The organism is Maribacter orientalis, from assembly GCF_900109345.1.
GTDB lineage: Bacteria > Bacteroidota > Bacteroidia > Flavobacteriales > Flavobacteriaceae > Maribacter > Maribacter orientalis.
The window spans coordinates 103,797-124,306 of the sequence record NZ_FNZN01000001.1 but is presented as its reverse complement, the minus strand read 5'-3'; the positions used below and the strand labels follow the sequence as shown (position 1 = coordinate 124,306).

The 20,510-nt window shown below is 38.6% G+C and carries 27 protein-coding genes; 16 read left to right on the top strand and 11 right to left on the bottom strand.

What is annotated here, in order from left to right; all coding sequences use genetic code 11:
• The first annotated feature begins 122 nt into the window (after positions 1–122).
• On the top strand, positions 123–575 hold the full coding sequence (locus BMY56_RS00505; protein ID WP_091618680.1) for a pyridoxamine 5'-phosphate oxidase family protein: 453 nt from the start codon (positions 123–125) through the stop codon (positions 573–575).
• A 60-nt stretch (positions 576–635) separates the two neighbouring features.
• Here BMY56_RS00505 and BMY56_RS00500 read toward each other — a convergent pair whose 3' ends face one another.
• Genes BMY56_RS00500 through atpD form a run of 9 tightly spaced genes read right to left on the bottom strand, consistent with a single transcriptional unit; the run spans position 636 to position 7,351 of the window.
• Positions 636–1,532 carry a F0F1 ATP synthase subunit gamma gene (locus tag BMY56_RS00500; RefSeq protein ID WP_091618678.1) on the bottom strand — a complete coding sequence of 299 codons (897 nt, stop codon included), beginning with the start codon at positions 1,530–1,532 and terminating at the stop codon, positions 636–638.
• Positions 1,532–3,082 (bottom strand): alternate F1F0 ATPase, F1 subunit alpha, encoded by a 1,551-nt coding sequence (locus BMY56_RS00495; protein WP_091618676.1) that lies wholly within the window; start codon positions 3,080–3,082, stop codon positions 1,532–1,534. Before BMY56_RS00495 ends, BMY56_RS00500 begins: the two co-directional genes overlap by 1 nt.
• A 1-nt stretch (position 3,083) precedes the next feature.
• Entirely contained in the window at positions 3,084–3,866 is a 783-nt protein-coding gene (locus BMY56_RS00490) for a F0F1 ATP synthase subunit B family protein (protein WP_091618674.1), read from the bottom strand.
• A gap of 8 nt (positions 3,867–3,874) precedes the next feature.
• The gene (locus BMY56_RS00485) at positions 3,875–4,144 is read right to left on the bottom strand and encodes a F0F1 ATP synthase subunit C (RefSeq protein WP_091618672.1); all 270 of its coding nucleotides are present in this window, start codon (positions 4,142–4,144) and stop codon (positions 3,875–3,877) included.
• A gap of 12 nt (positions 4,145–4,156) precedes the next feature.
• Positions 4,157–4,858 carry a F0F1 ATP synthase subunit A gene (locus tag BMY56_RS00480; protein WP_091618670.1) on the bottom strand — a complete coding sequence of 234 codons (702 nt, stop codon included), beginning with the start codon at positions 4,856–4,858 and terminating at the stop codon, positions 4,157–4,159.
• A gap of 1 nt (position 4,859) precedes the next feature.
• The gene (locus BMY56_RS00475; protein ID WP_091618668.1) at positions 4,860–5,162 is read right to left on the bottom strand and encodes an ATP synthase subunit I; all 303 of its coding nucleotides are present in this window, start codon (positions 5,160–5,162) and stop codon (positions 4,860–4,862) included.
• Positions 5,155–5,472 (bottom strand): AtpZ/AtpI family protein, encoded by a 318-nt coding sequence (locus BMY56_RS00470; RefSeq protein ID WP_091618666.1) that lies wholly within the window; start codon positions 5,470–5,472, stop codon positions 5,155–5,157. Before BMY56_RS00470 ends, BMY56_RS00475 begins: the two co-directional genes overlap by 8 nt.
• Before the next feature lie 7 nt (positions 5,473–5,479).
• A complete protein-coding gene (locus BMY56_RS00465) occupies positions 5,480–5,872 on the bottom strand; it encodes a F0F1 ATP synthase subunit epsilon (protein ID WP_091618665.1) in 393 nt (130 codons plus the stop codon).
• A 6-nt stretch (positions 5,873–5,878) separates the two neighbouring features.
• Positions 5,879–7,351, bottom strand: coding sequence for a F0F1 ATP synthase subunit beta (gene atpD, locus BMY56_RS00460; protein WP_091618662.1), 1,473 nt, complete (start codon positions 7,349–7,351; stop codon positions 5,879–5,881).
• A gap of 142 nt (positions 7,352–7,493) precedes the next feature.
• Here atpD and ppsA point away from each other — a divergent pair, with 142 nt between their 5' ends.
• The 15 genes from ppsA to BMY56_RS00385 all read left to right on the top strand — a co-directional run bounded on the left by ppsA (position 7,494) and on the right by BMY56_RS00385 (position 19,407).
• Positions 7,494–9,902: a phosphoenolpyruvate synthase gene (gene ppsA, locus BMY56_RS00455; RefSeq protein ID WP_091619983.1), complete on the top strand. Its 2,409-nt coding sequence runs from the start codon at positions 7,494–7,496 to the stop codon at positions 9,900–9,902.
• 35 nt (positions 9,903–9,937) lie between these two features.
• Positions 9,938–10,399 carry an NUDIX hydrolase gene (locus tag BMY56_RS00450; protein ID WP_091618660.1) on the top strand — a complete coding sequence of 154 codons (462 nt, stop codon included), beginning with the start codon at positions 9,938–9,940 and terminating at the stop codon, positions 10,397–10,399.
• Between the two features lie 219 nt (positions 10,400–10,618).
• A complete protein-coding gene (locus BMY56_RS00445) occupies positions 10,619–11,608 on the top strand; it encodes a 2-hydroxyacid dehydrogenase (protein WP_091618658.1) in 990 nt (329 codons plus the stop codon).
• Between the two features lie 51 nt (positions 11,609–11,659).
• On the top strand, positions 11,660–12,046 hold the full coding sequence (locus tag BMY56_RS00440) for a SpoIIAA family protein (protein ID WP_091618656.1): 387 nt from the start codon (positions 11,660–11,662) through the stop codon (positions 12,044–12,046).
• Between the two features lie 61 nt (positions 12,047–12,107).
• Positions 12,108–12,797, top strand: a complete 690-nt coding sequence (locus tag BMY56_RS00435) for a 2,3-bisphosphoglycerate-dependent phosphoglycerate mutase (protein ID WP_091618654.1) — start codon at positions 12,108–12,110, stop codon at positions 12,795–12,797.
• A gap of 20 nt (positions 12,798–12,817) precedes the next feature.
• Complete coding sequence (locus tag BMY56_RS00430; protein WP_091618652.1) at positions 12,818–12,997, top strand: hypothetical protein; 180 nt, start codon at positions 12,818–12,820, stop codon at positions 12,995–12,997.
• A 135-nt stretch (positions 12,998–13,132) separates the two neighbouring features.
• The gene (locus BMY56_RS00425; RefSeq protein ID WP_091618650.1) at positions 13,133–14,179 is read left to right on the top strand and encodes a class I fructose-bisphosphate aldolase; all 1,047 of its coding nucleotides are present in this window, start codon (positions 13,133–13,135) and stop codon (positions 14,177–14,179) included.
• 12 nt (positions 14,180–14,191) lie between these two features.
• Positions 14,192–15,262 carry a glucokinase gene (glk, locus tag BMY56_RS00420; RefSeq protein WP_091618648.1) on the top strand — a complete coding sequence of 357 codons (1,071 nt, stop codon included), beginning with the start codon at positions 14,192–14,194 and terminating at the stop codon, positions 15,260–15,262.
• A 202-nt stretch (positions 15,263–15,464) separates the two neighbouring features.
• The gene (locus BMY56_RS00415; protein WP_091618646.1) at positions 15,465–15,890 is read left to right on the top strand and encodes an MgtC/SapB family protein; all 426 of its coding nucleotides are present in this window, start codon (positions 15,465–15,467) and stop codon (positions 15,888–15,890) included.
• 9 nt (positions 15,891–15,899) lie between these two features.
• Positions 15,900–16,073, top strand: a complete 174-nt coding sequence (locus BMY56_RS00410) for a DUF4010 domain-containing protein (RefSeq protein ID WP_091618644.1) — start codon at positions 15,900–15,902, stop codon at positions 16,071–16,073.
• Positions 16,074–16,155: 82 nt separating this feature from the next.
• Positions 16,156–16,353 (top strand): hypothetical protein, encoded by a 198-nt coding sequence (locus BMY56_RS18540; protein ID WP_091618642.1) that lies wholly within the window; start codon positions 16,156–16,158, stop codon positions 16,351–16,353.
• 146 nt (positions 16,354–16,499) lie between these two features.
• Positions 16,500–17,345 (top strand): universal stress protein, encoded by an 846-nt coding sequence (locus BMY56_RS00400; protein ID WP_091618641.1) that lies wholly within the window; start codon positions 16,500–16,502, stop codon positions 17,343–17,345.
• Between the two features lie 305 nt (positions 17,346–17,650).
• Positions 17,651–17,923: a hypothetical protein gene (locus BMY56_RS00395; protein WP_143057757.1), complete on the top strand. Its 273-nt coding sequence runs from the start codon at positions 17,651–17,653 to the stop codon at positions 17,921–17,923.
• A 61-nt stretch (positions 17,924–17,984) separates the two neighbouring features.
• Positions 17,985–18,836: a mechanosensitive ion channel family protein gene (locus BMY56_RS00390; RefSeq protein WP_245737104.1), complete on the top strand. Its 852-nt coding sequence runs from the start codon at positions 17,985–17,987 to the stop codon at positions 18,834–18,836.
• Positions 18,837–18,984: 148 nt separating this feature from the next.
• Positions 18,985–19,407, top strand: a complete 423-nt coding sequence (locus tag BMY56_RS00385; RefSeq protein ID WP_143057756.1) for a hypothetical protein — start codon at positions 18,985–18,987, stop codon at positions 19,405–19,407.
• A 335-nt stretch (positions 19,408–19,742) separates the two neighbouring features.
• On the opposite strand, the gene BMY56_RS00375 is transcribed toward BMY56_RS00385, so the two are convergent.
• Together BMY56_RS00375 and BMY56_RS00370 are read right to left on the bottom strand one after the other, a co-directional pair.
• Positions 19,743–19,967, bottom strand: a complete 225-nt coding sequence (locus BMY56_RS00375) for a hypothetical protein (RefSeq protein WP_245737103.1) — start codon at positions 19,965–19,967, stop codon at positions 19,743–19,745.
• Positions 19,968–19,978: 11 nt separating this feature from the next.
• Positions 19,979–20,428: a hypothetical protein gene (locus BMY56_RS00370; protein WP_091618633.1), complete on the bottom strand. Its 450-nt coding sequence runs from the start codon at positions 20,426–20,428 to the stop codon at positions 19,979–19,981.
• Positions 20,429–20,510 lie beyond the last annotated feature (82 nt).

The window sequence follows — 20,510 nt, the reverse complement described above, 5'->3', positions numbered from 1 at the left end:
TACCATCTACTTCTCAATATTAACAAGCAGTAGATATCGGTTTTGTGGCCTATGGGTAAGATTGAATAACCCAGGTTTAAGATATTTAAGAAAGGAGTAAAAAAATATAAAATGTAGTAATAATGACAGATCTAAAAACAAACGAAGGTTTGCGTATTCTCAGGAACAATTATGTGGGTCATTTGGCTTTTATAGCTCAAAATAAGCCTTTCACTATCCCAATAACCTATTATTTTGATTCGAAAGATAATAGTATTATCAGTTATTCAGGGAATGGTCATAAAATAGAAGCGATGCGCAAAAACCATTTTGTTTCTTTACAGGTCGATGAAGTTCAATCCGTACACAATTGGGAATCGGTTCTTGTGCATGGCATATTTGAAGAGCTTAACGGTGATGATGCCAAAAAGAAATTACATCTATTTGCCGATGGTATAAAAAGTATTATCCACAGCAAAGAACGAAAAGAAGTTGAATTTATCAATGAGTTTTCTAGTAAGCGGTACTCAGGTGAGCATTCTATTGTATATAGAATAAATATACTTGAGATTACAGGAAAACGTAAAGAGACCTGAATACTAAATACAGCTTACAGCGTCGATTGCTTGAACTGTTGGACCTAGGAAATCCATAAGCTAATGAACGTTCCCATTTTTAAGAGCCTCGAACCCCGAGACCACATCAAAAAGTTCTTCATCGATAGAACTTTGTCGCAAACGATGGTAGGCATGGTTAACATTATCCAATAGCTCTTCTATGTTTTTTTCCGCCCGTTGCATGGCCGCCAAACGACTATAATTTTCACTGGCCAGGGATTCTGAGCAGGCTTTGAACAAGGTCACGAATAGATATTCGCTAAGGAGGGCTTTTAAGATGTTTTTATTTTTTCCTATGACCTGAGGTATTTTCTTGGAAGGCCATTGAAGTGTAGTCAGTTCTTGCCGCCATTTTTCGTCTAAGGGTAGCAGTCTCTGACTTTTTGGACCATACATCGTATCTGGTATCGCATGGTTGTGAAAAATATAAAATTCATGAAGGGTGCCTTTCGAATGACTTTCTTCTACATTTATCAAAATGGAACCAATTAGCGAGGTAACCACATCTATCGAATTCGGTAATGGAAAATTCTTGGTAACGTTAAAGCCTACATCCGTCAAAAGCAGTGGAATTCTTGCGCCTACTGTCCACACTTCCTTTTTGCCGGGAAGGTCCAAAAGAGATTGGGACACAAACTCGGTAAGGGTGTCATTGAATTGCCCCACAAATCCTTGGTCCGAACCAAACACTATTGCACAAATTGAGTTTTCACTATTATCTTTAGGTTTTTCAATTTCAAGAATAGGACCGATGTTCGTCTCATTAAAATAAGCAACAATACCCAAGGAAATCGAAGTATAATAATCGCCCAAAGAACCGACTGCTGACTCATATTGCCCGATATTTGCTGCAGCCATGGCCTTCATGGTACGTACAATGGACTTTAGCTCCCCCGCACCTACAATTTTTCTTTTTAAACTTTCTAAAGTGCGCATTAGTTCTTATCAGGTATTGGTTCAGATTTGGCCTCAAAAGAGATCATTATATTTTTCGCCCGGCTAAAAATGGATTCTCGATCGGAGGTTTCCAATGCGGTAGCTGAATTGAGGCGTTTGACCATATCGGCAGGGAGCTCCCCAATAATTTTACGTAATTCAGTCTCCGCTATTTGTATTTTCTCCAATGGCACCCCATCAAAAAGGCCATCCATTAGGGCCAATAATACTATTATTTGCTCAGGAGCGGACATGGGCTGGAGTTCCTTTTGTTTCAAGCAGGCCCTGATTCGTTTACCATGTTCAATGATTTTTCTTGTGTTTTCATCCAAATGCGAACCAAAGCGGGCAAAGGTCTCCAATTCCTCAAATTGGGAATAGGCGAGCTTTAGATTTCCGGTTATGGAATGATATGCGGGCAACTGTGCTTTCCCCCCTACCCTAGAAACGGATTTCCCGACATCAACAGCTGGTAAAATTCCCAATTCAAATAATTTTGGAGAGAGATAAATCTGTCCGTCTGTAATAGAGATTAAATTGGTAGGGATGTATGCAGATATATTTTGTGCCTCGGTCTCAACAATAGGCAAAGCAGTCAGTGACCCCCCTCCTAGTGCATCATTTAGATGTGTAGAACGTTCCAATAACCTGGAATGGATGTAAAAAATATCCCCTGGAAACGCCTCCCTTCCCGGGGGTCTTCTCAAAAGCAATGAAAGTTCGCGATAAGCCCTCGCATGGTTCGTCAGATCATCATATACTATCAACACATCTCTGCCCTGATGCATAAAATATTCTGCAATACTTGTGGCTGCATAAGGTGCTATGTACTGTAATCCAGGAGAATTATTTCCTTCGGTAACCATGACAGTGGTGTATTCCATGGCTCCCTTTTCCTTAAGATTAGCAATGACTTTGGCCACCGATGAGGCACGTTGCCCGATGGCACAATAGATACAGAGTACGTTTTTATCTTTTTGGTTGATGATGGTGTCTACTGCAATGGCCGTTTTACCCGTTTGGCGGTCCCCTAAAATCAATTCCCTTTGCCCTCTACCAATAGGTATAAGCGCATCTACCACTTTTAGTCCCGTCTGCAAGGGAACGGTAACCGCAGAACGATCCATTATCGCAGTGGCAGAACGTTCAATAGGTAAGCGTTGATCAGTAGCTATGGCCTTTTTCCCATCCATGGGCTCCCCTAATGGATTTATAACCCTCCCTATCAACGCATTACCAACGGGAATATCCATTACACGACCAGTCCGCTCCACTTCATCGCCAGCATTTATTAATGAATCTTCTCCAAGTAATACTGCGCCTATCTCATGTTCGTCAATGTTGAAGGCAATTCCGTACAAATCTCCAGGAAACTTCAATAATTCTTCAAATCCTGCACTAGGCAGGCCGGAGACCTTGACCACCCCAGAAGATACACTACTAACGATTCCTACTTCTCGAGGGGAAAGGGAAAAGTGGTGCTTTTCACGTCCTTTAACCAATTGGTCGAATGTACGCTCAATGAAATCCTTATCTCTTTTTAGGCCCATATCATCCTTTTTCTAATGCAGTTTTAACATTTTCCTTTGCGCTGTCATTCATACTTTTCTCAAGAGAATTGATATATTCCGAGATACTCCACGATAGTTTATAGCCATTAGCCGATAATTCTATTCCGATAATAAGTTCTGGTGCTATTTTAAACTGAAATTGGCTTTCCACGTCCAATACGGCATTTATCGATTGCTGGATTTCGGTTTGCTGTTTATTCGATAACTTGAAGGCGCTTTTTACCAAAATGGGGTTTTTTCTTGATGTTAAGGTCAAAATCAATTTTTGCTTTTCATCCTCTTTTAGTTCATTGATTTTCTTGATAAAGGTCAGTACGGATTGTTCTTCCAAACTAGCCGAAGAAAGGTCGGTAAGTGTTTTTTTGGTAATTGTCACCACCTCTTGCTGAATCTTTTGGGCTATCTCACGATTCCTATTTTCTTGGCTGTCCTGTATATTTTTTTCCAATTTAGCCTTTAATGCATTGGCTTCATTTCTAGCTTCTTCTTTGATTTTCAAGCCTTCCGCATTACTTTCCTCAATTGCCTTTTGCATAAGTTCGCCCTTTTGCCTATCAAAGGTTTCATTCTTTTTTTTGAATTCGTTACGTTCTTTTTCCGCTTCGGCTTTTTTCGCTTCGGCATCCTTGAGTTGGGCTACGATTTTATTCTCCCGTTCGTCTATGGCATTTAAAATGGGCTTATATAAATAGCGCTTAAGCAACCACATTAAAACGAGGAAGTTGATAATCTGTGCTATTAATGTGAACCAATTTATTTTCATTATAACTCTTATTTAGCGATGAAATGGTTCCAAAATGGGTTAGCAAAAATGAGGATCATCGAAATCACGAAACAATATATTGCAAGCGACTCCAACATCGCCAATCCTACGAATAGCGTACGGGTTATTGTCTGCCCGGCATCTGGCTGTTGTGCCATTGAACTCAAGGCCGTAGAAATAGATTTTCCTTGGCCCAATGCGGGTATCATACACCCGATACCAGTGGTTACGCCAGCGGTAATGATGGAGACCATTGCGATTATAGTTGAATTATCCATAATAATTTATTTTTATTGTATTACTTTTTTTCGTTTTACTCTTTTTGATTCAGATTCTTGGGTGGCAGCTGCGATGTATACTGTCGCCAAAATGCTAAAAATATAGGCCTGAATGATGCCCGTAATCAGGCCAAGTACGGTCATTAGTACAGGAAACAGTAAGGGGGCAATGCTAAGAAGTATAGTTACGATCAACCCACCGCTCATAATATTACCGAATAATCGCACGGCCAAGGCAAGTGTACGTGAAAGCTCGCTGATAATATTAAAAGGCAGCATGATGAAGGTGGGTTGCACATATGTTTTTAGATATCCCAAAATCCCACTTTCCGCAATCCCAAACATGGGTACGGCCAGAAACACGCTTATGGCTAGTGCCGCTGTCGTCGATAATGAACTGGTAGGCGGTATATATCCTGGGAAAATGATACACAGATTCGCGAATGCTATGAATATGAACATGGTTCCTATAAACCCGATAAATTTTTCGGGTTTTTCTAAACCTATTTCCTTGATCTGCTTGTTCATGCCCGTTACCAGCATTTCAAGTACACATTGCCAACGTGAAATCTGAATATCGGTTTTGAGTCGTCTTGTAATCAATATCGAGGTAACTATCAGGAAAAGCATTAATACCCATGTTGTAACAAGGGTAAGGTTGATGGTTATAAAACCATGTTCCCAAAAAATAGTTTCATCAGGACTAAGTTCCATATCAGCTTTCCTTTTTTAGTTCTACTTCTTTTTTATCTTTTGTTTTGGCAAAATTTAGTACCATAAAACGGGCTATTACAAAACCTAGAAGACAAATAAGCATGTTGATCCAATCACCCATTGCGACGTAGTAAAAACCCAACATAGTGATTCCTACCCTTAGAAACAGGCTTCCCAAAAACCATAGAGTTGGTTTTTTAGAGGTCAACGCTTTTCTCACGGTAAGCCATAGTCCACCAAAAAATAGGGTTCCTAACGCTAAACCCACGATGAACACTAAAACGCTAAATAGATAATCATTCATTTTTTTCTTCTTTATCTTGATGCATCATTTTATTTTCCTTGGCTACCCATTGCCATGCAATCATGCAGCCAATAAATAACCCTGCGACCAAAAAGGTTAGGGTCCAAGAGATAGTTTCTGGATAATACTTATCCAACCACATACCCAAGGCCGCTCCGAGAACCGTTGGCACGGCAACCGACCAACCTACCATACCGAAAGTCCCCAAACCTGCCCAAACACTCCGCTTTTTTTCATAGAGGGCTTTAAGCTTCTGTTTTTCCTTTTGGCCTACCTCCTGCTTGAACGTATCCTCATTTTTTATCTCCATCGATTTATTATTGTTCCTGACGCAACTTTTTTATGCTCTGAATAAATTCGCTTTCAAGTTTTGCTACTGCCGAGCGTGCAATACGTTCATTTTCATCAAGGTTTTTAAATTCTCTCTCGATAGTTTCCCGAAGTTTTCCGAGATCCGCACCACCAATTGCATTACGAACTGAAACCTGTATTTCGTTTTCGGTCTTTATCAATACTCCCTCGTCAATCGCGACATAGTACACACCACCAGTTGCCGTTTCGTAGGTCAGTATTCCCGGTACTAATGCCGCAACACAATCGAGACGCTGTGGTAAAAACCCATAAGAACCCGCATTGGTATCTACCGTTACACGATTTACACGGATGCTGTTCATAAAAACTTTGTATGGAAGAAGAATTTTTAAATCCATCGGTATCTATGTTACTGGGTTAATCTCGACTTGTTTCACATCTGCACTTTTAAGACTTTCCTTACTTATTTCATTCTTTCCCTTTTCTATAGCTTCTTCTATATTGCCAACCATATAAAAGGCACTTTCGGGCAGATCTTTGAATTCATCAGAAAGTATACGCTCGCAACCAGCAAGCGCATCTTCTAGTCGAACCCCCTTTCCTTTCATGCCACTGAACTGTTCCGTAGTGAAAAAAGGTTGGGTAAAAAACCGTTCCAATCTCCGTGCCCTGTTCACGATGTTACGGTCGGTAACTGATAATTGCTCCAAACCTAGCATGGCAATGATATCCTTCAATTCTTCATACTGTGCCAGTGTTTCCCGAATTTGGTTCAAGATGATATAATGCCGTTCGCCAATGATTCCAGGTGTGGCCATTTTTGAACTGGATTGCAAAATATCAATTGCTGGATACAACCCTTCACTTGCCCTTTTCCGTGATAGGACTATGGATGCGGAAAGATGAGAAAATGTGTGTACCGCAGAGGGATCGGTTAAATCGTCCGCAGGAACATATACGGCCTGGATCGAAGTGATGGCTCCTGTATCGGTATTCGCTATTCTTTCCTCAAGTTTGGCAAGTTCTGTTCCCAAGGTCGGTTGATAACCCAACCTTGAGGGCATTTGCCCCATTAACCCCGATACCTCCATCCCTGCTTGGATAAATCTAAAAACATTATCTATTAGTAAGAGGACATCCCTATGCTCCTCATCACGAAAATATTCAGCCATGGTCAAGGCGGCATGGCCCACACGAAAACGTGCTCCAGGGGGTTCGTTCATCTGACCGAACATCATAACCATATTTTTTAGCACATCGGCCTTTTTCATATCGTGATACAGCTCATGTCCTTCACGACAGCGCTCCCCAATACCACAGAACATACTTACCCCTTGGTGGTACCCCACCATATTATGTATCATTTCTGTCAACAATACCGTTTTACCAACGCCAGCGCCACCAAATAGACCCGCATTGCCACCATGTTCCAATGGGACCAGTACATCGATCGCCTTAATACCCGTCTCAAAAATCTCGGATTCTGTAGATTGTTTTCCTAAAGGTGGGGGCAATTGATGCACATTGTGCCATTTCATTTTTGGTAAAGACGGGCCGTGATCTATGGTATTTCCGAAGACATCGAACATACGGCCCATTATTTCGGCTCCAACTGGCACAGAAAGTTGTTGCCCTAAGGTTTCGGTAATCATACCCCGTGCTAGCCCTTGTGTAGGTGTCAATGCGATGCCTCGCACACGATGATTATCTAGCTGTGCCAGTACTTCTATAACTACCTCTTTTTTTGCGCCTGTATGAATTACAGTGTTAATAGAAGGCACATTATTTTCAAACCATATGTCGACCACACTGCCACGGATCGAAACAACCTTTCCAAACAATAAGGAATCTTTTTGCTTTTCCGAGACAGCCTTCATGGATTTACCTATTTTTTATTCTTTGTAAAACTAGAGGTATGGTAAAAGACTTAAAATGATTTAAATCATTTCAAAAAGCGTTGAGCGAATAGATATTTGTCGCTGTACTATGAATGATAATAGTATCCACAAACATTCTGTTATGAAAAATTACATCAAATACTTTAACGAAATAGATATACACGATGTTCCCAAAGTAGGTGGTAAAAACGCTTCTTTGGGCGAAATGTTCCAAAAACTGACCTCAAAGGGCGTTCAGGTTCCAGATGGTTTTGCTACCACTTCTGACGCTTATTGGCTTTTTTTGGAGGAGGCAAAAATCAAGGATAAAATCTTCAATGAACTCGAAAACCTGGATAAAAAAGATTTTTCCAATTTACGAAAAATTGGGACTTCGATAAGGAATACCATTGCACAAGCGCGATTCCCCCAATCTATTAAAATGTCCGTAGAAAAAGGATATGATGCTTTAGTAAAAAAGTACGGAAAGGATGTTTCCTTGGCGGTCCGCAGTAGTGCCACTGCTGAAGACCTACCGAACGCTAGTTTTGCAGGACAACAAGAGACCTATCTCAACGTAAAGGGATTTGATGAATTGATTGCGGCTTGCCATAAATGTTATGCCTCGCTGTTTACCGATAGAGCCATAAAATACCGGGAAGACAATCATTTCGACCAGACCAAAGTGGCACTTTCTATTGGCATACAATTGATGGTACGTTCCGATCTTGCCGCCTCGGGCGTAAACTTTACTTTGGATCCCGATACCGGTTTTGATAAAGTGGTTCTAGTTTCTAGCATTTGGGGCTTGGGAGAGAATATTGTTCAGGGAAGTATCAATCCTGATGAATACTTCGTTTTCAAACCCAGTTTGAAAAAGGGAATTCGGCAACCAATCATTTCACGAAAACTGGGAAGCAAGGAAAAAACGATGATCTATGATTCTTCGGGTAGCGGTACCGTTAACCTTGATACCAAAAAAGAGAAACAAGAACAATTCGTATTGACCGATTCAGAAGTAGTAAAACTTGCCGAATGGTCAATCATAATTGAAGAGCATTATGGACGTCCCATGGATATCGAATGGGCGAAAGATGGTATTCTCAACGAACTCTTCATTGTTCAAGCAAGACCAGAGACAGTACAGAGTGCAATAAAGGACAAACTTAAAATCACAACCTTTAAATTACGGGAAAAAGGTAAGGAAATTACAAGGGGAATGGGACTGGGTAACAAAATATCCGCTGGAAAAGCAAGAATACTACATAGTCCGAAAGAGTCCGATAAACTGCAACCAGGAGAAATTTTGGTAACTGAAAAGACCGATCCCGATTGGGATCCCATCCTTAAAAAAGCGGCAGGAATTATTACGGATCAGGGTGGGCGTACCAGTCATGCGGCCATTGTGGCCCGTGAAGTTGGTGTAGCGGCCATTGTGGGATCTGTAAATGCAACTAAAACTATCAAAGATGGACAAGAGATTACGATTTCCTGTGCCGATGGTGATACAGGCATAGTATATGACGGAATATTAAAATGGGAGGAGAATGAGGTCGATACCAAATTCCTTAAAAAACCTGAAACACAACCCATGCTTATTTTGGCAGACCCGGATCAAGCATTCAAACTATCGTTTTATCCTGCCGAGGGTGTCGGGTTAATGCGATTGGAATTTGTGATTAATAATTCCATACAGATACATCCTATGGCCTTAAGGCATTTTGAAACCTTAAAAGATGCTTCGACCAAAAAAGAAATCGAAAAACTGACCCACCATTACCCCGACAAGGCCGATTATTTTGTGCATAAGCTAGCCGAAGGGGTAGCAACTATTGCAGCGGCTTTCTATCCTAAAGATGTCATCGTTCGTACCAGTGATTTTAAATCCAACGAATACGCTAATTTGATTGGTGGCACTGAATTTGAACCTGTGGAGAGCAACCCTATGATCGGTTTTCGCGGTGCTTCTCGTTACTATCATTCAAGATACCAAGAAGCTTTTGAGTTGGAATGTAAGGCAATGAAAATGGTGAGGGAAGACATGGGCTTCGACAATGTAAAAATTATGATTCCCTTTTGTCGTACCATTAAAGAAGCCGAAAAAGTAGTGAACTTGATGGCCGAAAACGGATTGAAAAGGGGAGAAAACGGATTACAGCTTTATATGATGACCGAAATACCCAACAACGTAATTCTGGCAGAAGAATTTGCTCAATATTTCGATGGCTTCTCTATCGGCTCTAACGATCTTACCCAGCTGACTTTAGGAGTAGATAGAGATTCAGAGCTGCTAAGCGATATTTTCGACATCAACGATTTAGGGGTCAAAAAAATGATTGCTATGGTCATTGCTTCTGCGCATAAGACCCATACAAAAATCGGTTTGTGCGGACAGGCACCAAGTGATTATCCTGAGTTTGCGCAGTTTCTGGTAGAAAATGGGATTAACTCCATTTCTTTTAACCCAGATGCGTTGATTACAGGAATCAAGAATATCAATACTGCAGAGGGGCACAAGGTAGTATTTGGTATGGCAGAGAGTAGTAATTGATTATGCTTGTAATCAAAAAGAGATTTTTTTGAACCATGCCAAAAATAAGCGCAGGAATCTTATTGTATCGGTTGAACAATAGTGACCCAGAAGTTTTATTGGTACATCCCGGCGGTCCATTTTGGGCAAAAAAAGATAAGGGCACATGGTCCATTCCCAAAGGAGAAATAGAACCAAATGAAGATTTATTGCAAGCCGCCATTCGAGAAACCGAAGAAGAAACTGGAATAAAGTCACAAGGAAAATTCATTGCATTATCTCCCCTAAAACAAAAAAGCGGGAAGATTATACATGCTTGGGCATTACAGGGCAACTTTGAGCCCTCAGATTTCAAAAGCAATGCTATTGAAATAGAATGGCCTCCAAAATCAGGTAAGAAAAAAGCATTTCCTGAGGTTAATGAGACTTCATGGTTTAGCACAGGAGAAGCAAAATTGAAAATTGTTCCGGGGCAAATACCTTTTATTACTGAATTGGAAAACCTTATATATCGTTAACGAAAATCAATAATTTAATTCTAGGAAAACTGCAATTTCCTTCAAAACCTACCCTCCAAGATTGTACTGGTTTACAATCCTTTCAAAAAGAAATTAGAAAACCCATTTATATTCCAAAAGAGTATTGGAATGATGATTTAAATCATTCTTCGCATAGTTTATACTCACTTCCTTTGTGTTTAGAATCAGGGTACTATCCTGTACTCAAGAATAGAACAAATGAAAGTTGCAGTATTCGACACACATAAATTTGAAAAAGAGTACCTCTTAGAAGCAAACGGCGAAAAAAACGAACTGAAACTTCTGGATACTTATCTAACGGTTGATACCGTAGAATTAGCCAATGGCTATGACGCCATATCCATATTTACAGAAGACGATGCATCTGAAAAAGTATTGGACAAATTAAAAAAATTAGGTGTAAAATTCATTGTTCTTCGTTCTGCAGGTTTTAACAATGTAGATATTGCGCATGCAAAAAAATTAGGGATTCGAGTGGCAAGGGTACCCGAATACTCGCCCTATGCAGTGGCCGAATTTACAGTTGCGGTCATGCTATCGTTGAACCGAAAGTTGACACGTACCCATTACAGGATTATGGAAATGAACTATTCCTTGGATGGGCTTGTGGGTTTTGATATGCACGGGAAGACGGTTGGTATTGTCGGTACCGGAAAAATCGGGCGGGTCGTTGTAAAGATTTTGCATGGCTTTGGTTGCCGATTATTGACATATGATGTGGTGGAAGATCCAGAGTTGATTGAACAATATGGCCTGATATATACAGATTTAGATACCCTGTGCCATCAATCAGATATTATCACATTACATGCCCCCTTAACAGCCCAGACCCACCATATGATCAATGAAAGACGCATTGTGCGAATGAAGAACGGTGTAATGCTGATAAATGCCAGTCGTGGGGCACTAGTAAATACCAAAGATGTTATCGACGGACTAAAATCTAAACACATCGGTTACTTCGGAATGGATGTATACGAGGAAGAAAAAGGACTCTTTTTCGAAGACCATTCCGAGGATATTCTTGAGGATGACCAAATAGCTCGTTTGATGGCCTTCAATAATGTGTTTATTAGCAGCCATCAGGCATTTTTAACGGATACCGCTTTAAAAAATATTGCAAAGACTACTATAGAAAATCTGGATTGCTTGGAAAAAGGGGAAGCCTGTGAAAATGAAATCAAATGATTAAAACCGTTTCCGAATACGTTAAAAACAAATGCAAATAAAATAAACATCATGTTAGAAAAATTAAAAAAATTCAAGGGCAACACCTTGGCAATTGAGGTTATTGATGGTTTTACGAAAACAGATGAAGCACTATGTCAAAAGTTCTTTAAGGCAAAACTAGACGAGGGTTACGATTATGTAAATGTGCTTGTGAAGTTGGATGAACTGAAAATTTCCCACAGCAGTACCAAAGCCTTTTTTGAAGATACCTTATGGGCACTAAGAAACTATAAGAAATTAGGTCATCTTGCCATTGTCGCTCATTCAAATGTTTTAAAGGCTTTGGTTCCAATCGATAATCTTTTCTTCGAAAGGGCCAGTAAAGGACGGCAAGAACGCTATTTTGACATTTCACAGATGGACGAGGCCATGGCATTCGTGGAGTCGAACAAATAATGAGACGGTCCACGAAATTAAATAAGTTATAGCTAATACCATCGATTTAAAAAAATAAAAAATGGGAAAACTAATACTCGTAAGACATGGGAAAAGCTTGTGGAACGTACAAAATATTTTCACGGGATGGACGGATATAGATCTTGCCACTGAAGGCATTGCCGAAGCTAAAAAAGCTGGAGAATTATTAAAAAGTAATGATATCTGCATCGATGTTTGTTTCTCCTCATATCTAAAAAGGGCCATACGAACGGCATGGATTACCTTGGATACCGCCAATCAAATGCATGTAGACACAAAATACCATTGGAAGCTGAATGAAAGACACTACGGAGCATGGCAGGGTCACAATAAAAATCAGATATTGAAAGATGTAGGCGAAGAAACCTATTGGGGCGTACGGAGAGGATATTATTTGTCGCCACCCAAATTGGACCCCAAAGATAAACAACAACCGAAATTCGATGCTCATTACAAAAACATAGATCCCGCTCTGCTCCCTCTTTCAGAGTCGCTCGAAAATACATCAAAAAGGGTTGTCAACTATTATTTTGAAGCTATAGTGCCACAGTTGGTAAAGGGAAATACAGTACTCGTTTCAGCGCATGGTAATTCTTTACGTGCCTTAATCGGCTACATCAAAAATATTCCCCCAGAAGATATTGCCCATTTAGAAGTGCCGACAGGGGAACCTAACCTTTATGAATTTGATGACAACCTCAACTTAACTGAACACTATAAATTAAAATAGGGAGCCTAAAAACCTTTTAAATGCACAAGAGAGAAATTACACTTGCCGTAAATCCCGAAATCGATAAGAGTATTAACGTGGCAGGTATAACTCTTAATACTAAGTTACCCTGTACGGCAACCACAAGACTTCAAAATAATATGATTAGTGCTTGCGACAGCATGGCGGCAGTAAGGGCAGCAGCTTTGGCGAAATGGTAAAATACGGTGTAGCCTGAGGTGCTGAGGCCATTAGGCAAGAGGTTAGGAATTATGCAATAAAGAAAACGTTGACAAATTGTATGAATGATAAAAAGATAGAAAAATTTCTAAACAATCAAAATAAAATAGAGGCAGATGGATATAGAAAAAATATTAAAAGAGGAGGCCGGTTTCCTTCTAGAACATAAATGTACCACTTTCCCCAAAGAAAAATTGCATATCCCTGGAAGCGATTTTGTAGATAGAATATTTGCTCTTTCAGACCGTTCGCCAAGGGTCTTGGGAAACCTTCAACATATTTTTAATCACGGTCGGCTTAGAGGTTCGGGTTATGTGTCTATACTTCCGGTAGATCAAGGGGTCGAACATTCCGCGGGAGCAAGTTTTGCACCGAATCCCGATTATTTTGATCCTGAAAATATTGTAAAACTGGCTATGGAAGGAGGCTGTAATGCCGTGGCCTCTACCCTTGGGGTATTGGGTTCGGTATCTCGGAAGTATGCACATAAAATTCCTTTTCTGGTAAAATTGAACCACAATGAACTACTATCGTACCCCAACACCTTTGATCAGGTCTATTTTGCCCAGGTAGAACAAGCATGGAATATGGGAGCGATAGCGGTTGGTGCGACAATTTATTTTGGCTCTCCACAATCTGATCGGCAAATACAGGAAACGAGCAAGGTTTTTAAACGTGCCCATGAATTGGGCATGGCCACCGTTCTTTGGTGTTACCTTAGAAACGATGCCTTTAAAATTGAAAGGGATTATAGTGTAAGTGCTGACCTTACGGGACAGGCCAATCACTTAGGAGTTACTCTTGAGGCCGATATCATCAAACAAAAACAACCTACCAACAATGGGGGATATCTCGCCTTAGACAATTTTGGAAAGACTAGCGATTTGGTTTACAGTAAACTAACGACTGACCACCCTATAGACTTGACACGGTATCAAGTAGCGAATTGCTATATGGGCCGGGCGGGATTGATCAATTCCGGTGGGGCTTCTGGAGAGGATGATTTTGCGGCTGCGGCCCGAACGGCAGTCGTTAATAAAAGGGCCGGGGGAATGGGATTGATTTCTGGTCGAAAAGCCTTTCAAAGACACATGAAAGAAGGGATTGAACTGTTGCATATGATTCAAGATATATATTTGGACAAGAATATAACCATCGCCTAAAAGCAACGTATAATGAAAAAGACAGAAAGCCTTGCATTACCTGTTATTCATAAAGGACAAATACCGTTGGCTTTTTTGAACACCACTAAGTCCCATGAAAAAGGGGTCGTATTAGCTGGTGATATAAGTGGTACGAAAACAAATTTGGCCCTTTTTCAAATCAAGAACGGGGTCCTAATCCTATTAAAAGAAAAATCCTATCCCACCAAAAAATATAAATCATTTATGGATATTTTCCATGCATTTCATAAGGATGGCATACCAAAAGTGAACGGAATATGCCTAGGTGTGGCAGGGCCGGTAACTCAAGGTAAGGTACATGGAACCAATTTTCCATGGGAAATCTATGGCGAGGAAATTGGCAGAGAACTGCATATTAGGTCCGTTTCACTTATAAACGACATGGAAGCCAATGCTTTCGGCCTAGCGGGACTCCACGAAAAGGACTTCTACACCTTGAAATATGGACCAAAAATACCTGGCAACGCTGCCATAATTTCACCTGGTACCGGTCTGGGCGAAGCCGGATTATTTTGGGATGGATCGCACTATCATCCCTTTGCCACAGAAGGAGGTCATTGCGATTTTAGTCCCCGTAATGAAGCTGATATGGAAATATGGCAATATGTTCAACAAAAATATGGGCATGTGAGTTGGGAACGTCTAATTTCCGGCCCAGGGATTTATGATATATATCAATTGATTAGACGTGTTAGCGAAGAGAAAGAGCCCCAATGGCTTGAGGAAAAAATGATTAAGGAAGATGCATCGGCAACAATAACCCAAGTTGCTCTCAAAAACGGCGATCCGGTATGTGTGGAGACTTTGGAACTTTTTATTCGGTTCTTAGCTATAGAATCTGCACAATTGGCCCTGAAATTTAAAGCCACGGGAGGAATTTATATAGGTGGAGGCATTATGCCAAAAATTATAAAAGGGATAAACCGAGAAATCTTCTATGGCAATTTTGTGCAATCCGCACGTATGAACTCTCTTTTACAAATGATTCCGGTAAAAGTAATCTTAAACGAAAAAACTGCACTTCTAGGGGCCGCATATTATGCGGCAATGGTACTCAAATAAGAATGTAAAACGAAGAATTAAAAATCTACTTAATATTGCCGATTAAAATTGAGTTTTAGTTTAGAAAAATATTAGCTGATCTGTTGCATGTTTGAAGATATACTGAGTAATATACCTCGAGACTTCTTAAATTTCCTGCTGGTTACACTATTTTCTTTACATAGGGGACTAGAGCAGAGAAGTAAACATTTAAACGAGCAGTTTGAAAGTAGATTCGGTACGGACAGAACGTTTACCTAATTTGAATTTTTGGATATATTCTTTATTTGTTAACTCCGATGAACTTAACATTCTTTGCTGGGTTAGAATCGCAATAACCGCACTTCTTGCTGTCTACTATCAGGGCAATATAAGGGAAAAACAAAAGTTTGGGATTACCTCTTTGATTACTGCCTTGATTACCTATTGCTTGGCTCCATTGATTTATCTACAACCTTCTTGGTTGGTTATTTTAATAGTGGTTATGGTCTTATGGTTGACCGAACAGAAAGAATCTTTTTTAAATTTTACGAAAAAATTCGATGATTGGGAGTTTGTCCCACTTGCTAAATTTCTTGTCATCGTTAGTGTGATTCTACCCTTACTTCCCGATAAGCCGACCTCAGTAATAATAAATATTTCCCCTTAAAAATTTTAGATGGCCATAGTTGCTGTTTCTGGTATTTCGTATTTCAGTTATTTACTTAAAAAGTTTGTATTTCCCAAATCAGGAATCTTATTGAAAGGAGTATTAGGAGGTCTGTATAGCAGCACTGCGGCTACGTTATCTTGGCAAGAAAAAGTAAAGAACAAGGAGATACCCAAAAAGTAGTACTCGCCATTCTGCTTGCCACGACAATGATGTACCTACGTATATTGTTATTGGCCTTATTCTTTCAAAATGATATTTAAGGATGCCATACGCATTTAAGGTTAGTAGCGCTACTACGAAAATTGCTGAGGCCATTTGTCAATTGACCTTCAAAAACCCCGCAGTTGGCATGATTGCCATGATGAAAAAAAAAGCACCTATTTTTTTTAGGCTATTTCAAGAATCTATAATTAAAAAGGTTGCTTTACCTTCCAGAGTTCCCTTTTTGATACTATCATAAGTTGAAGTTTAGCTTTTTTATTAGAATTTAAGATAGCTACTAGACTACAAAATAGCTGTTTTTAGTCATGCCATTATTACCTAAACTGATTTTAATCATAGGCAAATGATAGGCACTTTCTAATTTTGTTTCAAGACTATGAAACTATGGAAAAGAGAATCGTATTGCCTACTGATTTTTCAAACAACGCTTTGAATGCTATTGAGTATGCAATAGATTTACATAAAAACCAAAAGTGCGTATTTTATATCTTAAATGCTTTTTGGGGAGATAAGGAACCTACCGATATTGCTCCATTGATACCCGAGCGTGGAGATGTCGAATATACATCTGCCAAAAAGTTTTCGGAAGATGGCTTGACCACTTTGTTACCAATAGTACAACTTCGTTCAAAAAATTCTAAACATAGATACCATACCCTTTCGAGTTATAGTTCTTTACTATTTGCCTTGAAAGATTCGATAGCCAAGAACAATATTGAGCTAGTTGTCATGGGTACCAAAGGCACCTCAGATGAAGAAGAAACGCTATTTGGTTCCAATACCCTTAGTATTATGGAATATATTACGGAATGCCCCATTTTAGCGGTCCCTGGACACTATACATTTTCAGGGCTTAAAAAAATTGTTTTCCCTACCGATTATGAAATGGTTTTTAATGAGAATAAACTCAAATACATATTAGAAATAGCAAAATCAAACAAATCAGAAATACAAATATTGCATATCAAGAAAGAACGCAAGTTGGATGAATCCCAAGAAAAAAATAAGGGGATTTTGGAATCTATTTTCAAAGGTGTGGCATATAGCTTTCATGTTCTAACGGGTATTGCTGTAAATAAAGGAATTCATTCCTTTATCGAAAGTGAAACCTGTGACTTAGTTGTTTTCTTAGACGAGAAGTCAAATTATTTAGGCAATGAACTACCAAAATTTTTGGTTAAGGAAATCAAGTCCCATTTAATGATTCCGGTATTGGTAATTAACCCCTAAAAAAAATAGGTTTCAAAATAAAAAAGTCAGAAATATTTATCTAGGCCAAACTATGTTCATTTCATCTAAATGAATCATAAATTCGAAAAATGACTGATAATTGTCATGGTGCAAGTGGCCCAAGGGCTCTAAATTCACAAAATGAAACAATCAGAATTATGGAAAAGTGAATTCTAATACCCACCGATTCTTCTAAAGATATACGGAACGCTACAGAATAAGTCTTTAAGTTGTATAATGACAAAAAGTGTGGTTTTTATTTTTTTAATGGTTTTCAAGTAGATGGATATTCTGAATGTGATTTTATGATGATCGAGGAGTTGGGTACAATAGAACATAAAAATACCAAAACAATCTCCGAAGGAAGCCTTGATAGATTGAAAGACACTTTTGAGCTTTATCACCAAACCCAAAACACACCAATAAAACTATTTCTTGTATTTGAAAGTAGAGAAAGCGATATGGTCATATTCATGAACAGGAGAACGCATTTTTTTGGTAATAGATTGTCAAAGCCTTTACTTAGGGAATTAGATAGGCATTCAATTATTCCTGTTCTGGAAATTTCGATTTCTTAATAACCAACATAATATGCAAACACTAACAGATTTATTAAAAGATCCAACGATAATCAAAATCATGAGGACAACCCTGTGGATTGTCATCATTGGAATTTTAATCATGTTTCTTCGAAAACTGGTAAAACGGAGAATAGCTGATATAGCCTATCGATACAAGATTCAAAAAATGATAGAAATGGTCGGTATTTTTTTGATTGTCCTTATTATTCTTTTATCATTTACGCTAGACAATTTGAAAGACTACACGGTCATCATAGGGCTTTTTACCGCTGGTATCGCGTTTACATTGCAAGAGCTTATCTTAAGTGTCGCTGGATCTTTCTATATTTTTGCTTTAAGGGTTTACAAGCCTGGAGATCGTATCGAAATTAATGGTATAAAAGGAGATGTGATCGACATAAACAGTATGTACACCACGATTATGGAAATGGGCGAATGGGTAAGCAGCGATAATTATTCCGGTAGAATCGTCAAAATCAGTAATGCCTTCGTGTTCAAGGGCCCCATCAAAAACTATTCAATGGATTTTCCTTTTGTTTGGGATGAACTAAACATTCCAATAACTTATGAATCGGATGTTGAACTGGCAAAGAAAATAATTCTCCATGTTGCGATAGATCATTTATCAGATTACATTGAAAATTCCAAGGAAACATGGAAAGAAATGGTAAAACGGTACTATATCGAAGATGCGACATTGGATCCAACAATAGCAATAAAACTAACCGACAATTGGATTGAACTCAACCTGCGATATATCACGGATTATAAACGGAGGAGGGTTACAAAACATGAACTTTTCGAAAATATCGAGAAATCGATTCTGGAGACCAAAGGAAAGGTAAGCATCGCTTCTTCAACCCTTCAGTTACTTAAGTTTCCTTTGATGGATGTCAGGATGAAAAGTTGAAATTTTTGATTAATCAAGCATAACATATTTGAACATTTCTAAATATAATAAGCCAACAGCTTTTCTGGAATAATCAAATGATATTCTGATGTAAATCATTTTCGAAATTCCAAAATTGCCCTATTTTAAGAGTGCTAACAATATGATTATGAAAAAAAAAACTAATCACCAAATGATGATGGATCGCCTTCATGAACAAAGTCTTGAATGGAAATCTATTATACTTTTCATGGAAGAGGAAATTATCTTTTTGGAACATCTATTACACTCTTACCATTTTGAGCCAGATACCGCAGAACTTTATGAGCGTTATCATAAATACCTTAAACAGTTAGACGAAATAAAATTTGCGAAAAATAATCTAAAAGTTCAAATTGATGGGCATGAAGCAAGTATAGGTGGCATAATGGATTCTATAGATCATTTCGGAGACTCTAGTTTTTATATAGAGCATGATGATATAAATGTATTGGTTCAAAAGACTTCAGAAGATTATAGGAAGCTGAAATCTGAAATTTTTGATTATGCAATAACAGTTATGAGAAAGCATAAAAAACCTGACGAAATTTGAAAACGTCTCATTTTACTTTTAATGTCGAAAGAACATACTCTTTCTCTAAGAGAATTGTTCGCGTAAAATGAAATTCCTTAGATTCTAGAATGGTATTAAAGTATGAAGATTCTGACTGGGTTATTTGCTTGACCCCATACTTATCTTTCTTCATTTCTTAAATCCCTTTATTTGCATCTTCAATAGCCTCTTGAGGACTTTCATGTGAGGTGAAATTTTTTATTATCATAAAATTAGTTTTAAACACTATATGCTTTCTTATTTTATTCAGTGAAAAGGCGGCCCTTTTTCTACATAAATCTATAAATAAGATCAAAGCATTCATGATAGAAAAATCAATTGCTCTCATGGGTTTCTTTATACCGTCTTACCAACTGCTTTAAATCATCTAGGTAGGCTTGCATCACTTTTTCATCGGTATTTGGATGGGCCATATTGGGAATGGTTATAGGATCCTCTTCCAAAAACTTATAAATTTCCGGATATTCCTTTTCAATTTCATAGGTCAATTCTGTAATTTCCGTAAATATCTTCGAAAGTTCATCCATAATCTGTGGCATATTTTTTTCTTTTAGGCTTTTAACAAACGGTTCAACTTTTCACTGTCCATTACATGTTCGGTTATTGCGAACACCTTTTTGCGGTTAGATCTGAATGATTTTACGAAATCGGCAATACTATCCTCCAATTCTTCATGCTCGGTTCTAAATTTATGTGAATCGTATTTAAATGGGTCATCAATTAAATCGGCAAGATTAGTAAGGTGTTTGTTGGTTTTTTTCAGTAACTGATAACATTTGCGATCAATCTCTATCAAATCTGTTTCAATGTCCCTTACTTCATCCAAATTTTCCTTTTGGGTCATCCAAATAAAATATTTGTCAATAAGATGTTGTAAGAATCTTAAATCGTCTCTATAAAATTCAAGATCGTTCTTCCAATGTTCTGTTAATATGTAAATTCCCTGCCAATCTGCATCGTAAATGTATTTGCCTTTTGGCCTATATCTAAAGTCGCTCATTTGCACTATAATTTACATTTGAAATCTAAAAGTAGGTATGCTGGGCAAAGAATAAAATGATTTACATCATGGGTAAATACTT